Annotated in this window: 16 protein-coding genes; 13 read left to right on the plus strand and 3 right to left on the minus strand. The window is 54.8% G+C overall.

Annotated features, from left to right (window positions below; translation table 11 throughout):
- Positions 1-160: 160 nt before the first annotated feature.
- From priA to rraA, 7 genes are all read left to right on the plus strand, one after another.
- Positions 161-2,356 carry a primosomal protein N' gene (gene priA / locus ABIB59_RS23580; RefSeq protein ID WP_165159441.1) on the plus strand — a complete coding sequence of 732 codons (2,196 nt, stop codon included), beginning with the start codon at positions 161-163 and terminating at the stop codon, positions 2,354-2,356.
- A 124-nt stretch (positions 2,357-2,480) separates the two neighbouring features.
- The gene (gene cytR, locus ABIB59_RS23585; protein WP_039077297.1) at positions 2,481-3,506 is read left to right on the plus strand and encodes a DNA-binding transcriptional regulator CytR; all 1,026 of its coding nucleotides are present in this window, start codon (positions 2,481-2,483) and stop codon (positions 3,504-3,506) included.
- Between the two features lie 95 nt (positions 3,507-3,601).
- Positions 3,602-4,594 carry a cell division protein FtsN gene (ftsN, locus tag ABIB59_RS23590; RefSeq protein ID WP_075203617.1) on the plus strand — a complete coding sequence of 331 codons (993 nt, stop codon included), beginning with the start codon at positions 3,602-3,604 and terminating at the stop codon, positions 4,592-4,594.
- Positions 4,595-4,684: 90 nt separating this feature from the next.
- Positions 4,685-5,215, plus strand: coding sequence for an ATP-dependent protease subunit HslV (gene hslV / locus ABIB59_RS23595; RefSeq protein ID WP_039077299.1), 531 nt, complete (start codon positions 4,685-4,687; stop codon positions 5,213-5,215).
- Positions 5,216-5,224: 9 nt separating this feature from the next.
- Positions 5,225-6,559, plus strand: a complete 1,335-nt coding sequence (hslU, locus tag ABIB59_RS23600; RefSeq protein ID WP_039077300.1) for an ATP-dependent protease ATPase subunit HslU — start codon at positions 5,225-5,227, stop codon at positions 6,557-6,559.
- Positions 6,560-6,630: 71 nt separating this feature from the next.
- The gene (gene menA / locus ABIB59_RS23605) at positions 6,631-7,560 is read left to right on the plus strand and encodes a 1,4-dihydroxy-2-naphthoate polyprenyltransferase (RefSeq protein WP_132440637.1); all 930 of its coding nucleotides are present in this window, start codon (positions 6,631-6,633) and stop codon (positions 7,558-7,560) included.
- 92 nt (positions 7,561-7,652) lie between these two features.
- Positions 7,653-8,138, plus strand: a complete 486-nt coding sequence (gene rraA / locus ABIB59_RS23610) for a ribonuclease E activity regulator RraA (RefSeq protein ID WP_039077301.1) — start codon at positions 7,653-7,655, stop codon at positions 8,136-8,138.
- A gap of 191 nt (positions 8,139-8,329) precedes the next feature.
- Here rraA and zapB read toward each other — a convergent pair whose 3' ends face one another.
- Positions 8,330-8,575, minus strand: a complete 246-nt coding sequence (zapB, locus tag ABIB59_RS23615) for a septal ring assembly protein ZapB (RefSeq protein WP_103245119.1) — start codon at positions 8,573-8,575, stop codon at positions 8,330-8,332.
- A 440-nt stretch (positions 8,576-9,015) separates the two neighbouring features.
- Between zapB and ABIB59_RS23620 the strand changes: the two genes are divergently transcribed.
- From ABIB59_RS23620 to fpr, 4 genes are all read left to right on the plus strand, one after another.
- Positions 9,016-9,864: an MIP/aquaporin family protein gene (locus ABIB59_RS23620; protein ID WP_039077302.1), complete on the plus strand. Its 849-nt coding sequence runs from the start codon at positions 9,016-9,018 to the stop codon at positions 9,862-9,864.
- A gap of 21 nt (positions 9,865-9,885) precedes the next feature.
- Positions 9,886-11,394: a glycerol kinase GlpK gene (gene glpK, locus ABIB59_RS23625; RefSeq protein WP_039077303.1), complete on the plus strand. Its 1,509-nt coding sequence runs from the start codon at positions 9,886-9,888 to the stop codon at positions 11,392-11,394.
- A gap of 196 nt (positions 11,395-11,590) precedes the next feature.
- Positions 11,591-12,601, plus strand: a complete 1,011-nt coding sequence (gene glpX / locus ABIB59_RS23630; RefSeq protein WP_039077304.1) for a class II fructose-bisphosphatase — start codon at positions 11,591-11,593, stop codon at positions 12,599-12,601.
- Positions 12,602-12,697: 96 nt separating this feature from the next.
- Positions 12,698-13,444: a ferredoxin--NADP(+) reductase gene (gene fpr / locus ABIB59_RS23635; RefSeq protein WP_039077305.1), complete on the plus strand. Its 747-nt coding sequence runs from the start codon at positions 12,698-12,700 to the stop codon at positions 13,442-13,444.
- Here fpr and ABIB59_RS23640 read toward each other — a convergent pair whose 3' ends face one another.
- The gene (locus tag ABIB59_RS23640) at positions 13,445-13,864 is read right to left on the minus strand and encodes a DUF805 domain-containing protein (protein ID WP_039077306.1); all 420 of its coding nucleotides are present in this window, start codon (positions 13,862-13,864) and stop codon (positions 13,445-13,447) included.
- Between the two features lie 112 nt (positions 13,865-13,976).
- On the opposite strand from ABIB59_RS23640, the gene ABIB59_RS23645 reads away from it, so the two are divergent.
- Together ABIB59_RS23645 and tpiA are read left to right on the plus strand one after the other, a co-directional pair.
- Positions 13,977-14,564 (plus strand): DUF1454 family protein, encoded by a 588-nt coding sequence (locus ABIB59_RS23645; RefSeq protein ID WP_039077307.1) that lies wholly within the window; start codon positions 13,977-13,979, stop codon positions 14,562-14,564.
- Positions 14,565-14,674: 110 nt separating this feature from the next.
- The gene (gene tpiA, locus ABIB59_RS23650) at positions 14,675-15,439 is read left to right on the plus strand and encodes a triose-phosphate isomerase (RefSeq protein ID WP_039077308.1); all 765 of its coding nucleotides are present in this window, start codon (positions 14,675-14,677) and stop codon (positions 15,437-15,439) included.
- A gap of 139 nt (positions 15,440-15,578) precedes the next feature.
- On the opposite strand, the gene ABIB59_RS23655 is transcribed toward tpiA, so the two are convergent.
- The gene (locus ABIB59_RS23655) at positions 15,579-16,532 is read right to left on the minus strand and encodes an MBL fold metallo-hydrolase (RefSeq protein WP_079498456.1); all 954 of its coding nucleotides are present in this window, start codon (positions 16,530-16,532) and stop codon (positions 15,579-15,581) included.
- Positions 16,533-16,540 lie beyond the last annotated feature (8 nt).

Raw genomic sequence — 16,540 nt, forward strand, 5'->3', positions numbered from 1 at the left:
AGACACCACGCGAGTTAATGTATTAGTGGATCTCTGGCACGTGAATACGCACCAAAGGCGGCGAATCATACAGAAATTAACCAACGTATGCAAACTGATCCGCGCCCCACCTTTAACAATGTGTATACTATCCCGCCAGTTTTCAAGCCAGGATCCTGAGATGCCCGTCGCCCATGTAGCGCTACCCGTACCGTTGCCCCGCACCTTTGACTACCTGCTTCCCGATAGCATGGTCGCCAGCGCGGGCTGCCGGGTACGCGTGCCCTTTGGCACCCAGCAACGGGTGGGGATTGTGGTCTCCGTCGGTGAGACCAGTGAATTGCCCCTCAGTGAGCTCAAAAGCGTGCTTGAAGTGCTGGACAGTGCTCCTGTCTTTTCCGTCCCGGTTTGGCGGCTTCTGCTCTGGGCGGCGGATTATTATCACCACGCCATTGGCGATGTGCTTTTCAACGCAATTCCTGTACCGCTACGCCAGGGTAAACCCGCCAGTGCCGCAGTACAGTGGTTCTGGTTTGCCACCGAGCAAGGGCAGGCGGTCGACCTTAATAGCCTTAAACGTTCGCCAAAGCAGCAACAGGCGCTGGCAGCCCTGCGCCAGGGGCGCATCTGGCGGCATCAGGTTGCTGAGCTTGAGTTCAATGACGCCGCGCTACAAGCACTGCGTACCAAGGGGCTGGCAGAGCTCAACAGTGAGGAGCCCGCGCATCATGACTGGCGGCATGGCTTTTCCGTCTGCGGCGAGCGTCTGCGCCTTAACACTGAACAGGCAACCGCGGTGGGGGCCATTCACAGCGCGGCGGACCAGTTCTCGGCCTGGCTGCTGGCGGGTGTAACCGGTTCTGGCAAAACAGAAGTCTATCTTAGCGTGCTGGAAAATGTGCTGGCACAGGGGAAACAGGCGCTGGTGATGGTGCCGGAAATTGGCCTGACGCCGCAGACCATCGCCCGTTTTCGCGAACGCTTTTCTGCCCCGGTCGAGGTACTGCATTCCGGACTCAATGACAGTGAACGCCTGTCGGCCTGGTTAAAAGCCAAAAACGGCGAAGCGGCGATTGTCATTGGCACACGTTCGTCACTATTCACCCCGTTTAAAAATTTGGGCGTTATCGTGATCGATGAAGAACACGACAGCTCTTATAAACAACAGGAAGGCTGGCGCTACCATGCGCGCGACCTGGCCGTCTATCGCGCCCACAGCGAGCAGATTCCAATCATACTCGGCTCGGCGACGCCCGCCCTGGAGACGCTCCACAACGTGCGGGCGCGGAAATATAAGATGCTGCGCCTGACGCGCCGCGCCGGCAACGCCCGCCCCGCCATGCAGCATGTTCTGGACCTGAAAGGCCAGGCGCTACAGGCAGGACTCTCCCCTGCTCTTGTCAATCGCATGCGCCAGCATTTGCAGGCAGGCAATCAGGTCATCTTGTTCCTGAACCGTCGAGGCTTCGCGCCGGCACTGCTGTGCCATGATTGTGGCTGGATTGCCGAGTGTCCGCGCTGCGATCATTACTACACGTTACACCAGGCCCAGCAGCATCTACGCTGCCACCATTGCGACAGCCAGCGCCAGGTGCCACGGCAATGCCCTTCCTGCGGCTCAACCCATCTGATGCCGGTTGGACTGGGCACGGAACAACTGGAGCAGGCGCTTGCCCCGCTTTTTCCGGGGGTGCCGCTGTCGCGTATCGACCGGGACACCACCAGCCGTAAAGGTGCGCTCGAGCAACACCTGGCGGAAGTACATCGCGGCGGCGCGCGTATTCTTATCGGCACGCAGATGCTGGCGAAAGGGCACCATTTCCCGGATGTCACGCTGGTTGCCCTGTTGGATGTCGACGGTGCGCTCTTCTCCGCTGACTTCCGCGCCGCTGAACGCTTTGCGCAGCTTTATACCCAGGTCTCCGGGCGTGCCGGGCGCGCGGGGAAACAGGGTGAAGTGGTGCTGCAAACCCACCATCCGGAACACCCTTTATTGCAAACACTTCTGCATAAAGGTTACGACACCTTCGCTGAGCAGGCACTGGCGGAACGTCAGACGCTCCAGCTTCCCCCCTGGACCAGCCATGTGCTCATCCGTGCGGAAGATCATAACAACCAACAGGCGCCGCTGTTCCTGCAACAGCTAAAAAATCTGCTGCAATCCAGCCCGCTGGCAGACCAGCACCTCTGGGTGCTTGGTCCGGTTCCGGCACTGGCTCCCAAACGCGCCGGGCGCTGGCGCTGGCAGCTCCTGCTACAACATCCTTCCCGCGTGCGTCTGCAACAAATTGTCAGCGGCACGCTTACGCTTATCAACACCTTACCAGAAGCCCGCAAAGTGAAGTGGATGCTGGATGTGGACCCTATTGAGGGCTAAGGTTGCGAGGCACCTCGAAAAATTCAACTTTCATCACATTTTTAATGAAAATTCTGTAACCGATTAGATTAACTATCTGATAAAAATGTGTCTGCGCCTGCGCCGCGCATGCGAGGAGAAGAAGGTGAAGACCAGGAATCAGGTTGCAGCCGCGACCATGAAAGATGTTGCCGTTAAAGCGAAGGTATCCACGGCAACGGTGTCCCGTGCGTTAATGAACCCGGATAAAGTGTCGCAGGCTACCCGCAATCGGGTTGAGCAGGCGGCAATGGAAGTGGGTTATTTGCCGCAGTCGATGGGACGTAACGTTAAACGTAATGAATCCCGGACGATCCTGGTGATTGTGCCGGATATTTGCGATCCGTTTTTTAGTGAAATTATCCGTGGCATCGAAGTCACTGCCGCAGAAAATGGCTATCTGGTATTGATCGGCGATTGTGCTCATCAGAATCAGCAAGAAAAAACCTTTATCGATTTAATCATCACTAAGCAGATAGATGGCATGTTGCTGCTCGGTTCACGCTTGCCTTTTGATGCCAGCATCGAAGAACAACGTAACCTGCCGCCAATGGTGATGGCGAATGAATTTGCCCCGGAACTGGAACTGCCCACAGTACATATCGACAACCTGACCGCCGCCTTCAATGCCGTGAATTACCTGCGCGAACAGGGGCATCAATACATTGGTTGCATCGCCGGTCCGGAAGAGATGCCGCTGTGCCACTATCGCCTGCAGGGCTATGTACAGGCGCTGCGTCGCTCCGGCATTACCGTTGACCCGCACTATATTGCCCGTGGCGACTTTACCTTTGCCGCTGGTAGCGAGGCGCTGGAACGGTTACTCTCGCTGCCGAAGCCGCCCACGGCGGTATTCTGTCATAGCGACGTCATGGCGCTCGGCGCATTGTCTTATGCGAAGCGCCGTGGTCTGAAAGTGCCGAATGATTTGTCTATTATTGGTTTCGATAACATCTCGCTGGCGGAGTTCTGCGATCCTCCGCTCACCACCGTTGCCCAGCCGCGTTTCGATATCGGTCGCGAAGCAATGCTGTTATTACTTGAACAGTTACAAGGGCATACGGTAAGCAGCGGCTCCCGATTACTGGATTGCGAATTGGTCATTCGTGGGTCAACTAAGGCGTTGACTTAACGTAAATGCGTTATCGGAATCCCTCTTCTGGTCAAAAGCCCGTCGCTTAAGTAACATGACGGGCTGACAAACGAAATAAATACAGCGAAACGATAGTGGCACAACGAGATTATGTACGCCGCAGCCAGTCGGCTCCTTCGCGGCAAAAAAAGAGTAGCTCAAGGAAGAAGCAACGTAGCGTATCCGCTGTCTCGCCCGCAATGGTCGCGATTGCCGCCGCAGTACTGGTAGCTTTTATCGGTGGCCTGTACTTTATTACCCACCACAAGAAAGAAGAATCTGAAACGCTGCAAAACCAGAAGGTTGCAGGCAATGGTCTGCCGCCAAAACCGGAAGAGCGCTGGCGTTACATTAAAGAGCTGGAAAGTCGCCAGCCAGGCGTACGTGCGCCTACCGAGCCATCTGCGGGTGGTGAAGTGGAAAAACCGGAGCAACTGACCAATGAGCAACGTCAGTTACTGGCGCAAATGCAGGCGGATATGCGCCAGCAGCCTACGCAATTAAACGAAGTGCCGTGGAACGAGCAGACGCAGGAGCAGCGCCAACAAACGCTGCAACGCCAGCGTCAGGCGCAGCAACAGGTACAGCAGCAGATGCAACAACAGCAGTGGAGCAACGTGCAGGTTGAGCAACCGACACGGACGCCGCCACGGGTGACGGAGCAACCACGCACGGCGCAAACCGCGCCGGTGCAGGCAGCGAAGCAAACGCCTCAGCAAAAGCCATCTGCCGCCAGCCAGCAGCCATACCAGGATCTGCTGCAAACGCCAGCACATACCACGGCGGCCGCGCCGAAAACGCAGCAGGCCGCTCCGGTGACGCATGAAGAAGCACCGAAGCAAACGGCCGAGAAAAAAGACGAACGCCGTTGGATGGTACAGTGTGGTTCGTTCAAAGGTGCGGACCAGGCAGAGACCGTTCGTGCCCAGCTCGCCTTTGAAGGGTTTGATTCTCGCATCACCAGCAATAACGGCTGGAATCGCGTGGTTATCGGTCCGGTTAAAGGCAAAGATAACGCAGATAGCACCATTAGCCGTCTGAAACTGGCCGGCCACACAAACTGCATCCGTCTCGCCGCCGGGGGTTGAAACCCCCAAAATCTCCCCCATCTATACTTGCATTCTGCCCCGTATCACTACGGGGCTTGTATTCTGCATTCGTAACCAGGGGGTCTGCTCGTGACAACAATAGTAAGCGTACGCCGTAACGGCCATGTCGTTATCGCTGGTGATGGCCAGGCGACACTGGGCAACACCGTTATGAAAGGCAACGTGAAGAAAGTTCGCCGTCTGTACAACGACAAAGTCATCGCAGGCTTTGCCGGAGGCACGGCTGATGCCTTCACCTTGTTTGAACTCTTTGAACGTAAGCTGGAGATGCACCAGGGCCATCTGGTGAAAGCGGCGGTGGAACTGGCCAAAGACTGGCGTACCGATCGCATGCTGCGCAAGCTGGAAGCGTTACTGGCGGTGGCCGATGAAACGGCCTCACTGATCATCACCGGTAACGGTGACGTTGTACAGCCAGAAAATGACCTGATTGCCATTGGCTCTGGCGGCCCATATGCCCAGGCGGCTGCCCGTGCATTGCTGGAAAACACCGACCTCAGCGCGCGCGATATCGCCGAGAAAGCGCTGAACATCGCCGGTGATATCTGCATCTACACTAACCACTTCCACACCATCGAAGAATTGACCACCAAGGCGTAAGGATTCCTCATGTCTGAAATGACCCCACGCGAAATTGTCAGCGAACTGGACAAACACATTATCGGTCAGGATGCGGCGAAGCGTTCCGTGGCGATTGCCCTGCGTAACCGCTGGCGTCGTATGCAGCTTGATGAAGAGCTGCGCCATGAAGTGACCCCGAAAAACATTCTGATGATCGGGCCAACCGGTGTCGGTAAAACCGAAATTGCCCGCCGTCTGGCGAAACTGGCAAACGCGCCGTTTATCAAAGTTGAAGCAACCAAATTCACCGAAGTGGGTTATGTCGGTAAAGAAGTGGATTCCATTATCCGCGATCTTACCGATGCCGCCGTGAAAATGGTCCGCATGCAGTCCATCGAGAAAAACCGCTATCGCGCCGAAGAGATGGCGGAAGAGCGTATTCTGGACGTACTGATCCCCCCGGCAAAAAACAACTGGGGCCAGCCGGAAACCGTTGCTGAGCCGTCTGCTGCACGTCAGTCTTTCCGCAAAAAACTGCGTGAAGGCCAGCTCGACGACAAAGAAATTGAAATCAACCTGGCCGCGTCACCGATGGGCGTAGAGATCATGGCGCCTCCGGGAATGGAAGAGATGACCAGCCAGCTCCAGTCCATGTTTCAGAATCTGGGCGGGCAAAAACAGAAGCCGCGTAAGCTGAAAATCAAAGATGCAATGAAACTGCTGATTGAAGAAGAAGCGGCGAAGCTGGTGAACCCGGAAGAGCTGAAACAAGATGCAATCGACGCGGTTGAGCAGCACGGTATCGTCTTCATCGACGAAATCGACAAAATCTGTAAGCGCGGCGGTAACACATCCGGCCCGGATGTTTCCCGCGAAGGTGTTCAGCGCGACCTGCTGCCGCTGGTAGAGGGTTGTACCGTTTCTACCAAGCACGGCATGGTGAAAACTGACCACATCCTGTTTATCGCCTCCGGCGCATTCCAGGTGGCCAGCCCGTCTGACCTGATCCCGGAACTGCAGGGTCGTCTGCCTATTCGCGTTGAACTGAAAGCGCTGACCACGCAAGACTTTGAACGCATTCTGACCGAGCCAAACGCATCGGTTACCGTGCAGTACAAAGCATTGATGGCAACAGAAGGCGTCAATATCGATTTCACTGACGACGGGATTAAACGCATCGCGCAAGCGGCCTGGCAGGTGAACGAGACCACCGAAAACATCGGTGCGCGCCGTCTGCACACCGTTCTGGAACGTCTCATGGAAGATATTTCCTATGACGCCAGCGACCTGAATGGCGAAACTATCATCATCGACGCCGACTATGTGAGTAAGCACCTTGATGCTTTAGTGGCAGATGAAGATCTGAGCCGTTTTATCTTATAATCGCAGCCACAACGTTTTCATCATTTCCGATGGGGGCTTATGCCCCCATTTTTTATTACTGGCTGGTGACTATGACTGACGCACAACCTTTGAGCCGCACCCAGGCCTGGCTGGAAAGCCTGCGCCCAAAAACACTGCCGCTGGCGTTTGCCGCTATCGTGGTAGGGACGACGCTGGCCTGGTGGCAGGGTTTCTTCGATCCGCTGGTTGCCATACTGGCATTAAGCACCGCCGGATTGCTGCAAATCCTTTCCAATCTCGCCAACGACTATGGCGATGCGGTCAAAGGCAGCGATAAACCCGACCGTATTGGTCCGTTGCGCGGTATGCAAAAAGGGGCGATTTCGCTTGAGCAGATGAAGCGTGCGCTGATCATTGTCATTGGCCTGAGCTGCATTTCCGGCCTGCTGTTGCTGCTGGCCGCCTCACAAACCCTGACGGATTTCATCGGCTTTGTGGTGCTTGGCGCGCTGTCTATCATCGCCGCTATCACCTACACCATCGGCAAACGACCTTACGGCTATATCGGCCTTGGCGACGTTTCGGTACTGATCTTTTTTGGCTGGCTGAGCGTAATGGGAAGCTGGTATTTGCAAACGCATATGCTGATCCCTGCGATTATCTTACCCGCTACGGCGTGCGGGCTGCTGGCGACTGCGGTGCTGAATATCAACAATCTGCGTGATATCGACAGCGATCGCGCCAATGGCAAAATCACGCTCGTGGTACGCTTAGGGCCGCTGAACGCACGCCGCTACCATGCGGGTCTGCTGGCCGGCGCCCTTCTCTGTCTGGCACTGTTTAACCTGCTGTCACTGCATAGCGTATGGGGTTGGCTGTTCGTCCTTGCCGCGCCGTTGCTGTTAAAACAGGCGCGTTTTGTGATGCGTGAGCGGGATCCGAAAGCCATGCCGCCGATGCTCGAACGTACAGTAAAAGGGGCTTTACTGACTAACCTCTTGTTTGTGATTGGGATTATGCTGAGTCAGACGCATTTTTAACTGACAAAAGTCAATTAACAATTGATGATTTTGCCAACAATGCGTGATGCGCGATATACTGACAACTCTCGCAGCAACTGAACGTTAAGCCTATGAAATACGATACGTCTGAGCTCTGTGACATCTACCAGGAAGATGTCAACGTCGTGGAACCGCTGTTCTCCAATTTTGGTGGACGGTCGTCGTTCGGCGGTCAAATCATCACGGTGAAATGTTTCGAGGATAACGGGTTGCTGTACGATCTGCTCGAAGAAAATGGCCGTGGTCGTGTACTGCTGGTTGATGGCGGTGGTTCTGTGCGTCGTGCGTTAATTGATGCGGACCTGGCGCGCATCGCTCTGCAAAACGAGTGGGAAGGGATTGTGGTCTACGGCGCGGTGCGCCAGGTGGATGATCTGGAAGAACTGGACATTGGCATTCAGGCCATTGCCGCCATTCCGGTGGGTGCCGCTGGAGAAGGCATCGGCGAAAGCGACATTCGCGTCAATTTCGGCGGCGTGACCTTCTTTTCCGGCGACCATCTCTATGCCGATAATACCGGGATAATCCTTTCCGAAGATCCACTGGATATCGAGTGATCAAAAAAGGCACCGCAAGGTGCCTTTTTTATGCGCTGTACCGTTCTGGAAAAGAAAGCCAGAGCAGCTACGCGAAAGATTTCATGTTGTAGCAAGCCGACAACTGAGCGAATCCCCGGGAACACAGAAACGACGTGCCAGGGGAAAGTGAGCGCAGCTAACGCCGCTACGGCACGAAAGATGACGCGTAATCAGACTTCTTCCATACGGCCCAGCAGTGCCTGCAGACGTTCCTGCCAGCCATGCTGCTGTTCTTTCAACTGGTTGTTTTCACGGGCCAGTTCTTCGCGATCATGCTGCGCGGACTGAACTTCCTGGGACAGACTGTTGTTCTTCTCTTTCAGCTCTTCGATTTCCATCTGCAGCAGCGTGATGGTATCAATCGCCTGCTGTACTTTCGCTTCCAGCTTCTCGAATACTTCTAATGACATCGTCATACCTCTCCTGAATTGCAAGGCGTTGATGGGTATATACCACTCGGGTAAATCCGCGTTCCGTGAACGGCGACGCCTTAATGTATTTAGCGCACGGTCTTAGTACCCGATTGTATGAAGCCCTTTAGCCCCTGTCCAGCGACAACCCGCGCAGATCGCGCTTTGCAACACTTTTCAGCCTAAACCTGGTGCATTTGCGGTCCGCTTCAATAAATTGTTAAATTGAGGGTTACAAAAATGATTCAGCTCACACTTCTCCCTCCTTCGCAAACGCGCCTCATCGCGCGAAAACGCTCATTTTATTGACGCAGCACACACATTTTGATTTCGATATTTCTCGTTTTTGCTCGTTAACGATAAATTAACAGTATGTCTACACGGCATCTTGGAGTCTTCTCCCTCCATGCAAACTATAACCATTAAACTCTTTGCAGGATCCGATTATGAGTCAAACCTCAACCTTAAAAGGTCAGTGCATCGCCGAGTTTCTCGGTACCGGGTTGTTGATTTTCTTCGGTGTGGGCTGCGTTGCGGCACTTAAAGTAGCAGGTGCCAGCTTCGGACAGTGGGAAATCAGTATCATTTGGGGTCTGGGCGTGGCGATGGCCATCTACCTGACCGCAGGGGTTTCCGGCGCACACCTTAACCCGGCTGTGACCATTGCATTGTGGCTGTTTGCCTGCTTCGACGGGCGCAAAGTTGTACCCTTTATTGCTTCTCAATTTGCCGGCGCATTCTGCGCGGCCGCACTTGTTTACGGGCTTTATTACAATCTTTTCTTCGATTTCGAACAAACTCACCATATGGTGCGTGGCAGCGTCGAAAGCCTCGATCTGGCAGGCATCTTTTCAACCTACCCTAACCCGCACATCAATTTCTTCCAGGCCTTTGCTGTTGAGATGGTGATTACCGCGGTTCTGATGGGCGTCATTATGGCGCTGGGTGACGATGGCAACGGGATCCCGCGTGGCCCGCTGGCTCCGCTGCTGATTGGCCTTCTGATTGCTGTTATTGGTGCCTCTATGGGTCCGCTGACCGGGTTTGCGATGAACCCTGCTCGTGATATCGGACCGAAAGCGTTCGCCTGGCTGGCAGGCTGGGGCAATGTTGCCTTTACCGGTGGGAAAGATATTCCTTACTTCCTCGTACCGCTGTTTGGGCCTATTGTCGGCGCATCACTGGGTGCCTTCGGTTATCGTAAACTGATTGGCCGTAATTTACCGTGTGACGTTTGTGCTGTGGAAGATGACAAAGACGCCACCACAACTTCACAACAAAAAGCTCCGCTGTAATGTGACTACGGGACATAAATCATGACTGAAAAGAAATATATCGTTGCGCTGGACCAGGGTACCACCAGCTCCCGCGCCGTCGTAATGGATCATGACGCCAACATCATCAGCGTTTCGCAGCGCGAATTCGAACAAATTTATCCTAAGCCAGGCTGGGTTGAGCATGACCCAATGGAAATCTGGGCAACGCAAAGCTCCACGCTGGTAGAAGTGCTGGCTAAAGCGGATATCAACTCAGATGAAATCGCCGCGATTGGTATCACCAACCAACGTGAAACGACCATCGTCTGGGAGCGCGAAACCGGTAAACCTATTTATAACGCCATTGTCTGGCAGTGCCGCCGTACATCAGAAATCTGTGAGCAGCTCAAACGTGATGGCATGGAAGAGTACGTGCGTAACGCAACAGGTCTGGTGGTTGACCCGTATTTCTCCGGCACCAAAGTGAAGTGGATTCTCGATCATGTTGAAGGCTCTCGCGAACGTGCGAAGCGTGGCGAGCTGCTGTTCGGTACCGTCGATACCTGGCTTATCTGGAAAATGACCCAGGGCCGTGTACACGTCACTGACTACACCAACGCCTCCCGTACCATGCTGTTCAACATCAATACCCTGGAGTGGGACGACAAGATGTTGGATGCGCTGGATATTCCGCGCGCCATGCTGCCGGAAGTGCGTAAATCGTCCGAAGTCTATGGCCAGACCAACATCGGTGGTAAAGGCGGTACACGTATTCCTATCGCCGGGATCGCCGGTGACCAGCAGGCAGCGCTGTTCGGTCAGTTGTGCGTCAAAGAAGGGATGGCGAAGAACACCTACGGTACTGGTTGCTTTATGCTAATGAACACTGGCGAAAAAGCGGTGAAATCAGAAAATGGTCTGCTGACGACCATCGCATGCGGACCGAGTGGCGAAGTGAATTACGCGCTGGAAGGTGCAGTATTCATGGCAGGTGCGTCAATTCAGTGGCTGCGCGACGAGATGAAACTGATCAGCGATGCGTTTGACTCGGAATATTTCGCGACCAAAGTGAAAGACACCAACGGCGTTTATGTAGTGCCTGCCTTTACCGGCCTGGGCGCACCGTACTGGGACCCGTATGCACGTGGCGCGATTTTCGGTCTGACCCGTGGCGTAAACTCAAACCACATCATTCGCGCAACGCTGGAATCTATTGCCTACCAGACGCGTGATGTACTGGAAGCCATGCAGGCTGACTCCGGCATTCGTCTGCACGCTCTGCGCGTGGATGGCGGTGCGGTAGCCAACAACTTCCTGATGCAGTTCCAGTCGGACATTCTGGGCACCCGCGTGGAGCGTCCGGAAGTGCGTGAAGTTACGGCGCTGGGCGCAGCTTACCTGGCGGGTCTGGCAGTTGGCTTCTGGCAAAACCTGGACGAACTGCAGGAAAAAGCGGTCATTGAGCGCGAATTCCGTCCGGGCATCGAAACCACCGAACGTAACTACCGTTACGAGGGCTGGAAAAAAGCGGTGAAACGCGCGCTGGCATGGGAAGAGCGCGACGAGTAATCTCCCCCAACCCTCTCCCTTTAGGGGGAGAGGGTGAAAACCTGCCCCGCACGTTCGCTCACCTTCTGCCCCAAAAATCACGCTGGTTCGCCCCTCTTTCCTTTGGAGAGAGTGCCAGGGCGAGGGGACCAGACCGCGCCCGGACCTGCTCTGTGTGTTAAACTTCGCGCAATTTCTTTCACTTCACGAGTTTGCTATGAGACGAGAACTTGCCATTGAATTTTCCCGCGTGACCGAAGCAGCGGCGCTGGCTGGCTATAAGTGGCTGGGTCGCGGCGACAAAAATACCGCCGACGGTGCTGCCGTTCACGCCATGCGCATCATGCTTAATCAGGTCAATATCGCCGGGACCATTGTGATTGGCGAAGGGGAAATCGACGAAGCCCCAATGCTCTATATCGGTGAAAAAGTCGGTACCGGTAAAGGCGACGCGGTGGATATCGCCGTTGACCCGATTGAAGGCACCCGTATGACCGCCATGGGCCAGGCTAACGCTCTGGCAGTACTGGCTGTGGGTGATCAAGGCTGCTTCCTCAATGCGCCGGATATGTACATGGAAAAACTGATTGTCGGCCCTGGCGCGAAAGGTACTATCGACCTGAACCTGCCACTTGCCGATAACCTGCGTAATGTTGCTCATGCGCTCGGTAAACCGCTCAGTGAGCTGACGGTGACGATTCTGGCCAAACCTCGCCACGACGCCACCATCGCTGAAATGCAGAAGCTTGGTGTCCGCGTTTTCGCTATTCCGGACGGCGATGTTGCGGCCTCCATTCTGACCTGTATGCCGGACAGTGAAGTCGATGTCCTCTACGGTATTGGCGGTGCGCCGGAAGGTGTCGTCTCAGCCGCCGTCATCCGCGCGCTCGATGGCGATATGAATGGCCGCTTGCTGGCACGTCATCACGTGAAAGGCGACAACGAAGAGAATCGCCGTATCGGGGAAATTGAGCTGGCACGCTGCCAGGCGATGGGCATCGAGGCCGATAAAGTACTGCGCCTGGATGAAATGGCACGCAGCGATAACGTGATTTTCTCCGCAACCGGAATTACCAAAGGCGACCTGCTGGACGGCATTAGCCGTAAAGGCAACATCGCCACCACCGAAACCCTGCTGATTCGCGGGAAATCGCGCACCATTCGCCGTATCCAGTCTATTCACTACCTGGATCGCAAAGACCCGGACGTGCAGACGCACATTCTGTAAGATTATTTATCAGGGAGAGCTTTCCGGCGCATCCGGGCTGGAAATCCTCCCCATTCACGACGAAGATAAGGCAATGATTCTGAACAGGAGAAAATCATGGCCGACTGGGTTACAGGAAAAGTCGTAAAAGTCGAGTTCTGGACCGACGCGTTGTTCAGCCTGACTGTTCATGCCCCCGTTCATCCCTTCACTGCCGGACAATTTGCCAAACTGGGCCTCGAAATCGATGGCGAACGGGTACAGCGTGCCTACTCCTACGTCAACGCCCCAGGCAGCCCCGACCTGGAATTTTATCTGGTCACCGTCCCTGAGGGCAAACTCAGCCCGCGCCTGGCTGCCTTACAGCCCGACGATGAGGTATTGATTGTCAGCGAGGCGGCAGGCTTCTTTGTTCTTGAAGAGGTGCCGGACTGCGACACGCTGTGGATGCTGGCGACCGGGACCGCGATTGGGCCTTATTTGTCTATCCTGCAGGAAGGGAAGGACCTGGATCGCTTCAAAAATCTGGTGCTGGTGCATGCGGTACGTTATGCCGCAGATTTAAGCTATCTGCCGCTGATGCTCGAACTGCAGAAACGCTATGAAGGCAAATTGCGGATTCAAACGGTGGTCAGCCGGGAAACCGTGCCCGGATCGCTCACAGGGCGTGTCCCTGCGCTGATTGAGAACGGCGCACTGGAAGCGGCGGTGGGATTGCCGATGAACAGCGACACCAGCCACGTCATGCTCTGCGGCAACCCGCAGATGGTGCGCGACACCCAGCAGTTACTGAAAGAGACCCGGCAGATGGCGAAACACCTGCGCCGCCGCCCGGGCCACATTACCGCCGAACACTACTGGTGATCAGCGGAACTGTACTTCAAGCGTATCTTTGCCGAACTTGTTCTCGCCCTGGGTGCCAATAAACGCGCCCAGGTCAATGAGCATTGTCACCATAATCAGCACAGGCACGAAGCGGCCAACAACCCATTGCCATGTACCGCCAAGTATCTCCCAGTGCCCTGCCAGCAGCATCCAGGCAAGAATAAATAACAACGACCAACTGCCAGACTTATTGCGATCATGCAGTCGTTTCACAATCACACACGCGGTTGGCCAGAGCAGGCAAACCAGCATAAACGCGGCATTTTGGCTGGCCAGAAGTTCAAAACTGACCGCGTAAAACAACGCCGCCATCGCCAGCACCCAGATAACGGTCCAGATCCAGAAATCACGACGACCAATGCGGCCTTTAAATGAGAACAACCACTGCTGAATACCCATGTAAGGTTCCTTTAATTGTAGTGCTGCGTAGTTTACCCTGGTCGCGTGAGTTTTTGACAAGCCAGACTGTTATCGTTTTAATCGTGAGCAAAGAGAAGTGAGGACGATGTTAATGAAAACCTGGTGGCTCCTGTTTACGGCGCTCTTCATCAATCACTATGCCATCGCAGAGGATACGCCACCTGCGGCGGCGGCCCCGTATCTGCTGCCGGGTGCTCCCACCTTCGAACAATCCATCAGCCAGTTCAGGGAAAAATTCAACGAAGATAATCCCGACCTGCAGCTCAATGAATTTCGCGCAGTCGATTCGCGAGGTGATACTGAACGCCTGACCCGCGCCGCGACCAAAATTAACGACAACTTGTATGCCTCCACGGCGCTGGAACGCGGCACGTTGAAAATTAAATCCATGCAGATGACCTGGCTACCGGTCCGGGGGCCAGAGCAAAAGGCGGCCAAAGCGAAAGCCCAGGAGTATATGGCGGCGCTGATTCGCGCGTTCTCACCGACGCTGACCAAAGCGCAAAGTCTGCAAAAGCTGCAAAAATTACTGAACAACGGCAAAAACAAGCTCTGGTATGCCGAAACGGAAGGGGCTATCCGTTATGTTGTTGCAGATGACGGCGAAAAGGGGCTGACCTTCGCTGTTGAACCGATTAAGCTGGCGCTATCTGAAAGCCTGGAAGGCGACAATAAATGACAAAAAGCAAAGCCTTTCCCATGACGAATCTCTATACTGTTTCACAGACCAAACTGCCCTGACGGGCAGACATCTTACTTAAATTCGCTCTTATAGCGTGGAGAATTCAAATGCGACATCCTTTAGTGATGGGTAACTGGAAACTGAACGGCAGCCGCCACATGGTAAACGAACTGGTAGCTAACCTGCGTAAAGAGCTGGCTGGCGTGACAGGTTGTGGCGTTGCTATCGCTCCGCCGGCTATGTACCTGGATCTGGCTAAGCAAGCCGCTGCAGGCAGCCACATCATTCTGGGCGCTCAGAACGTCGACGTTAACCTGTCTGGCGCATTCACCGGCGAAACCTCCGCTGAAATGCTCAAAGATATCGGCGCGCAGTACATCATTATCGGCCACTCCGAGCGTCGTACTTACCACGCAGAATCTGACGAACTCATTGCTAAAAAATTCGCCGTTCTGAAAGAACAAGGCCTGATTCCGGTTCTGTGCATCGGTGAAACCGAAGCAGAAAACGAAGCGGGCAAAACCGAAGAAGTGTGTGCACGTCAGATCGACGCAGTTCTGAAAACTCAGGGCGCAGCGGCATTTGAAGGCGCGGTCATCGCTTACGAACCCGTATGGGCAATCGGTACCGGCAAGTCCGCGACGCCGGCTCAGGCTCAGGCGGTTCACAAATTCATCCGTGACCACATTGCTAAAGCAGACGCGAAAGTGGCTGAGCAGGTTATCATTCAGTACGGCGGTTCCGTTAACGCAGCTAACGCTGCTGAGCTGTTCACCCAGCCGGATATCGACGGCGCGCTGGTTGGCGGTGCATCCCTGAAAGCTGACGCTTTCGCGGTGATCGTTAAAGCAGCAGAAGCAGCTAAAGCGTAATTCGCTTGCCCCTGTGAGCACTCACTTCCTGTTAAGGCGGGGAGTGTTCACGTTATCTCTCCCCTCCAGGGGAGAGATACGCTCTTAACCTGGTTACCGCCCCGGCTTTATCGATGCGGGCATCCAGAATCTATGCAGGTTATTGTCCTAACTGGGTCGTATAGTTACTTTCCACCCAGCGATACCCGTCTCCCTCACGCTTTACATGGCCAAACCCCGGAAAAGAAATATGTGCGGCGGCGACCCAATACCCCTGCTCCGCAGCCTGTTTGAGCACACGCTCCCGCGTTTTAATGGCCTGCTGGCGGTTGACGTCAAAGTGTATTGCCACGTGCGGATCGGGCATTTGTACCGCTTTGGCGTGGATAATATCGCCCCATAAAACCAGTGTCTGACCTTCACTTTCCACACGATACAGTACACTGCCCGGCGTATGACCCGCGGTAGATTCCGCACGAATCCCCTCCATAAGAGCTGCAGGCGCCTGGAATGTTTTTAGCCGCCCGGCATTGATGACCGGACGAAGCGTCTTTTCACTTTCAGCAAAAGTGTGTGCTTCACCTGGCTCCACCTTATTGACATTTGACGGGTTAAGCCAGAAGTCGACATCGCGTTTGTCCACATACACGTCAGCATTCGCAAAGGCAGGTTTGCCGGCACGTGACACACCGCCAGAGTGATCGGCATGAATATGGGTCAGCAATACATCATCAATGGATTCAGCCGGATACCCTGCTGCGGCAAGGTTTTCCAGCAGATGCCCGCCCTGACTACCGAATAGCTCACCGGCGCCGGTATCCACTAAAATACGTTTTTTGCCATCGTCGATGACATAGGCGTTAATCGAGGTTTCTGCCTGCGGCGTCATTGCTTCGCCAGCCATCGCCTGGCGTAATTTTTCCGGTGAGATGTTCGTCAGCAGCTTATTCAAGGGGACCGTCACCGTGCCGTCGGATACGGCGGTAACCCGCAGCTTGCCCAGTTTCATGCGATAGTAACCGGGAGCCTGTTCATCCAGCGCACTCGTCTGCCCGGCGGCCAGAAGCTGGCTGGAAAAGAGAAGTGTCGCCACCAGCGCCAGTATCATTTTCATAAAATTGC

Origin of the sequence: Citrobacter sp. UYEF32 (genome assembly GCF_040546205.1) — a bacterium.
Taxonomy (GTDB): Bacteria; Pseudomonadota; Gammaproteobacteria; order Enterobacterales; family Enterobacteriaceae; genus Phytobacter; species Phytobacter diazotrophicus.

Bases quoted from the DNA above. Each gene is read 5' to 3' on its own strand.
- priA (WP_165159441.1), top strand. From the start codon at position 161: ATGCCCGTCGCCCATGTAGCGCTACCCGTACCGTTGCCCCGCACCTTT.
- hslU (WP_039077300.1), top strand. From the start codon at position 5,225: ATGTCTGAAATGACCCCACGCGAAATTGTCAGCGAACTGGACAAACAC.
- menA (WP_132440637.1), top strand. From the start codon at position 6,631: ATGACTGACGCACAACCTTTGAGCCGCACCCAGGCCTGGCTGGAAAGC.
- rraA (WP_039077301.1), top strand. From the start codon at position 7,653: ATGAAATACGATACGTCTGAGCTCTGTGACATCTACCAGGAAGATGTC.
- zapB (WP_103245119.1), bottom strand. From the start codon at position 8,575: ATGACGATGTCATTAGAAGTATTCGAGAAGCTGGAAGCGAAAGTACAG.
- ABIB59_RS23620 (WP_039077302.1), top strand. From the start codon at position 9,016: ATGAGTCAAACCTCAACCTTAAAAGGTCAGTGCATCGCCGAGTTTCTC.
- glpK (WP_039077303.1), top strand. From the start codon at position 9,886: ATGACTGAAAAGAAATATATCGTTGCGCTGGACCAGGGTACCACCAGC.
- glpX (WP_039077304.1), top strand. From the start codon at position 11,591: ATGAGACGAGAACTTGCCATTGAATTTTCCCGCGTGACCGAAGCAGCG.
- fpr (WP_039077305.1), top strand. From the start codon at position 12,698: ATGGCCGACTGGGTTACAGGAAAAGTCGTAAAAGTCGAGTTCTGGACC.
- ABIB59_RS23640 (WP_039077306.1), bottom strand. From the start codon at position 13,864: ATGGGTATTCAGCAGTGGTTGTTCTCATTTAAAGGCCGCATTGGTCGT.
- ABIB59_RS23645 (WP_039077307.1), top strand. From the start codon at position 13,977: ATGAAAACCTGGTGGCTCCTGTTTACGGCGCTCTTCATCAATCACTAT.
- tpiA (WP_039077308.1), top strand. From the start codon at position 14,675: ATGCGACATCCTTTAGTGATGGGTAACTGGAAACTGAACGGCAGCCGC.
- ABIB59_RS23655 (WP_079498456.1), bottom strand. From the start codon at position 16,532: ATGAAAATGATACTGGCGCTGGTGGCGACACTTCTCTTTTCCAGCCAG.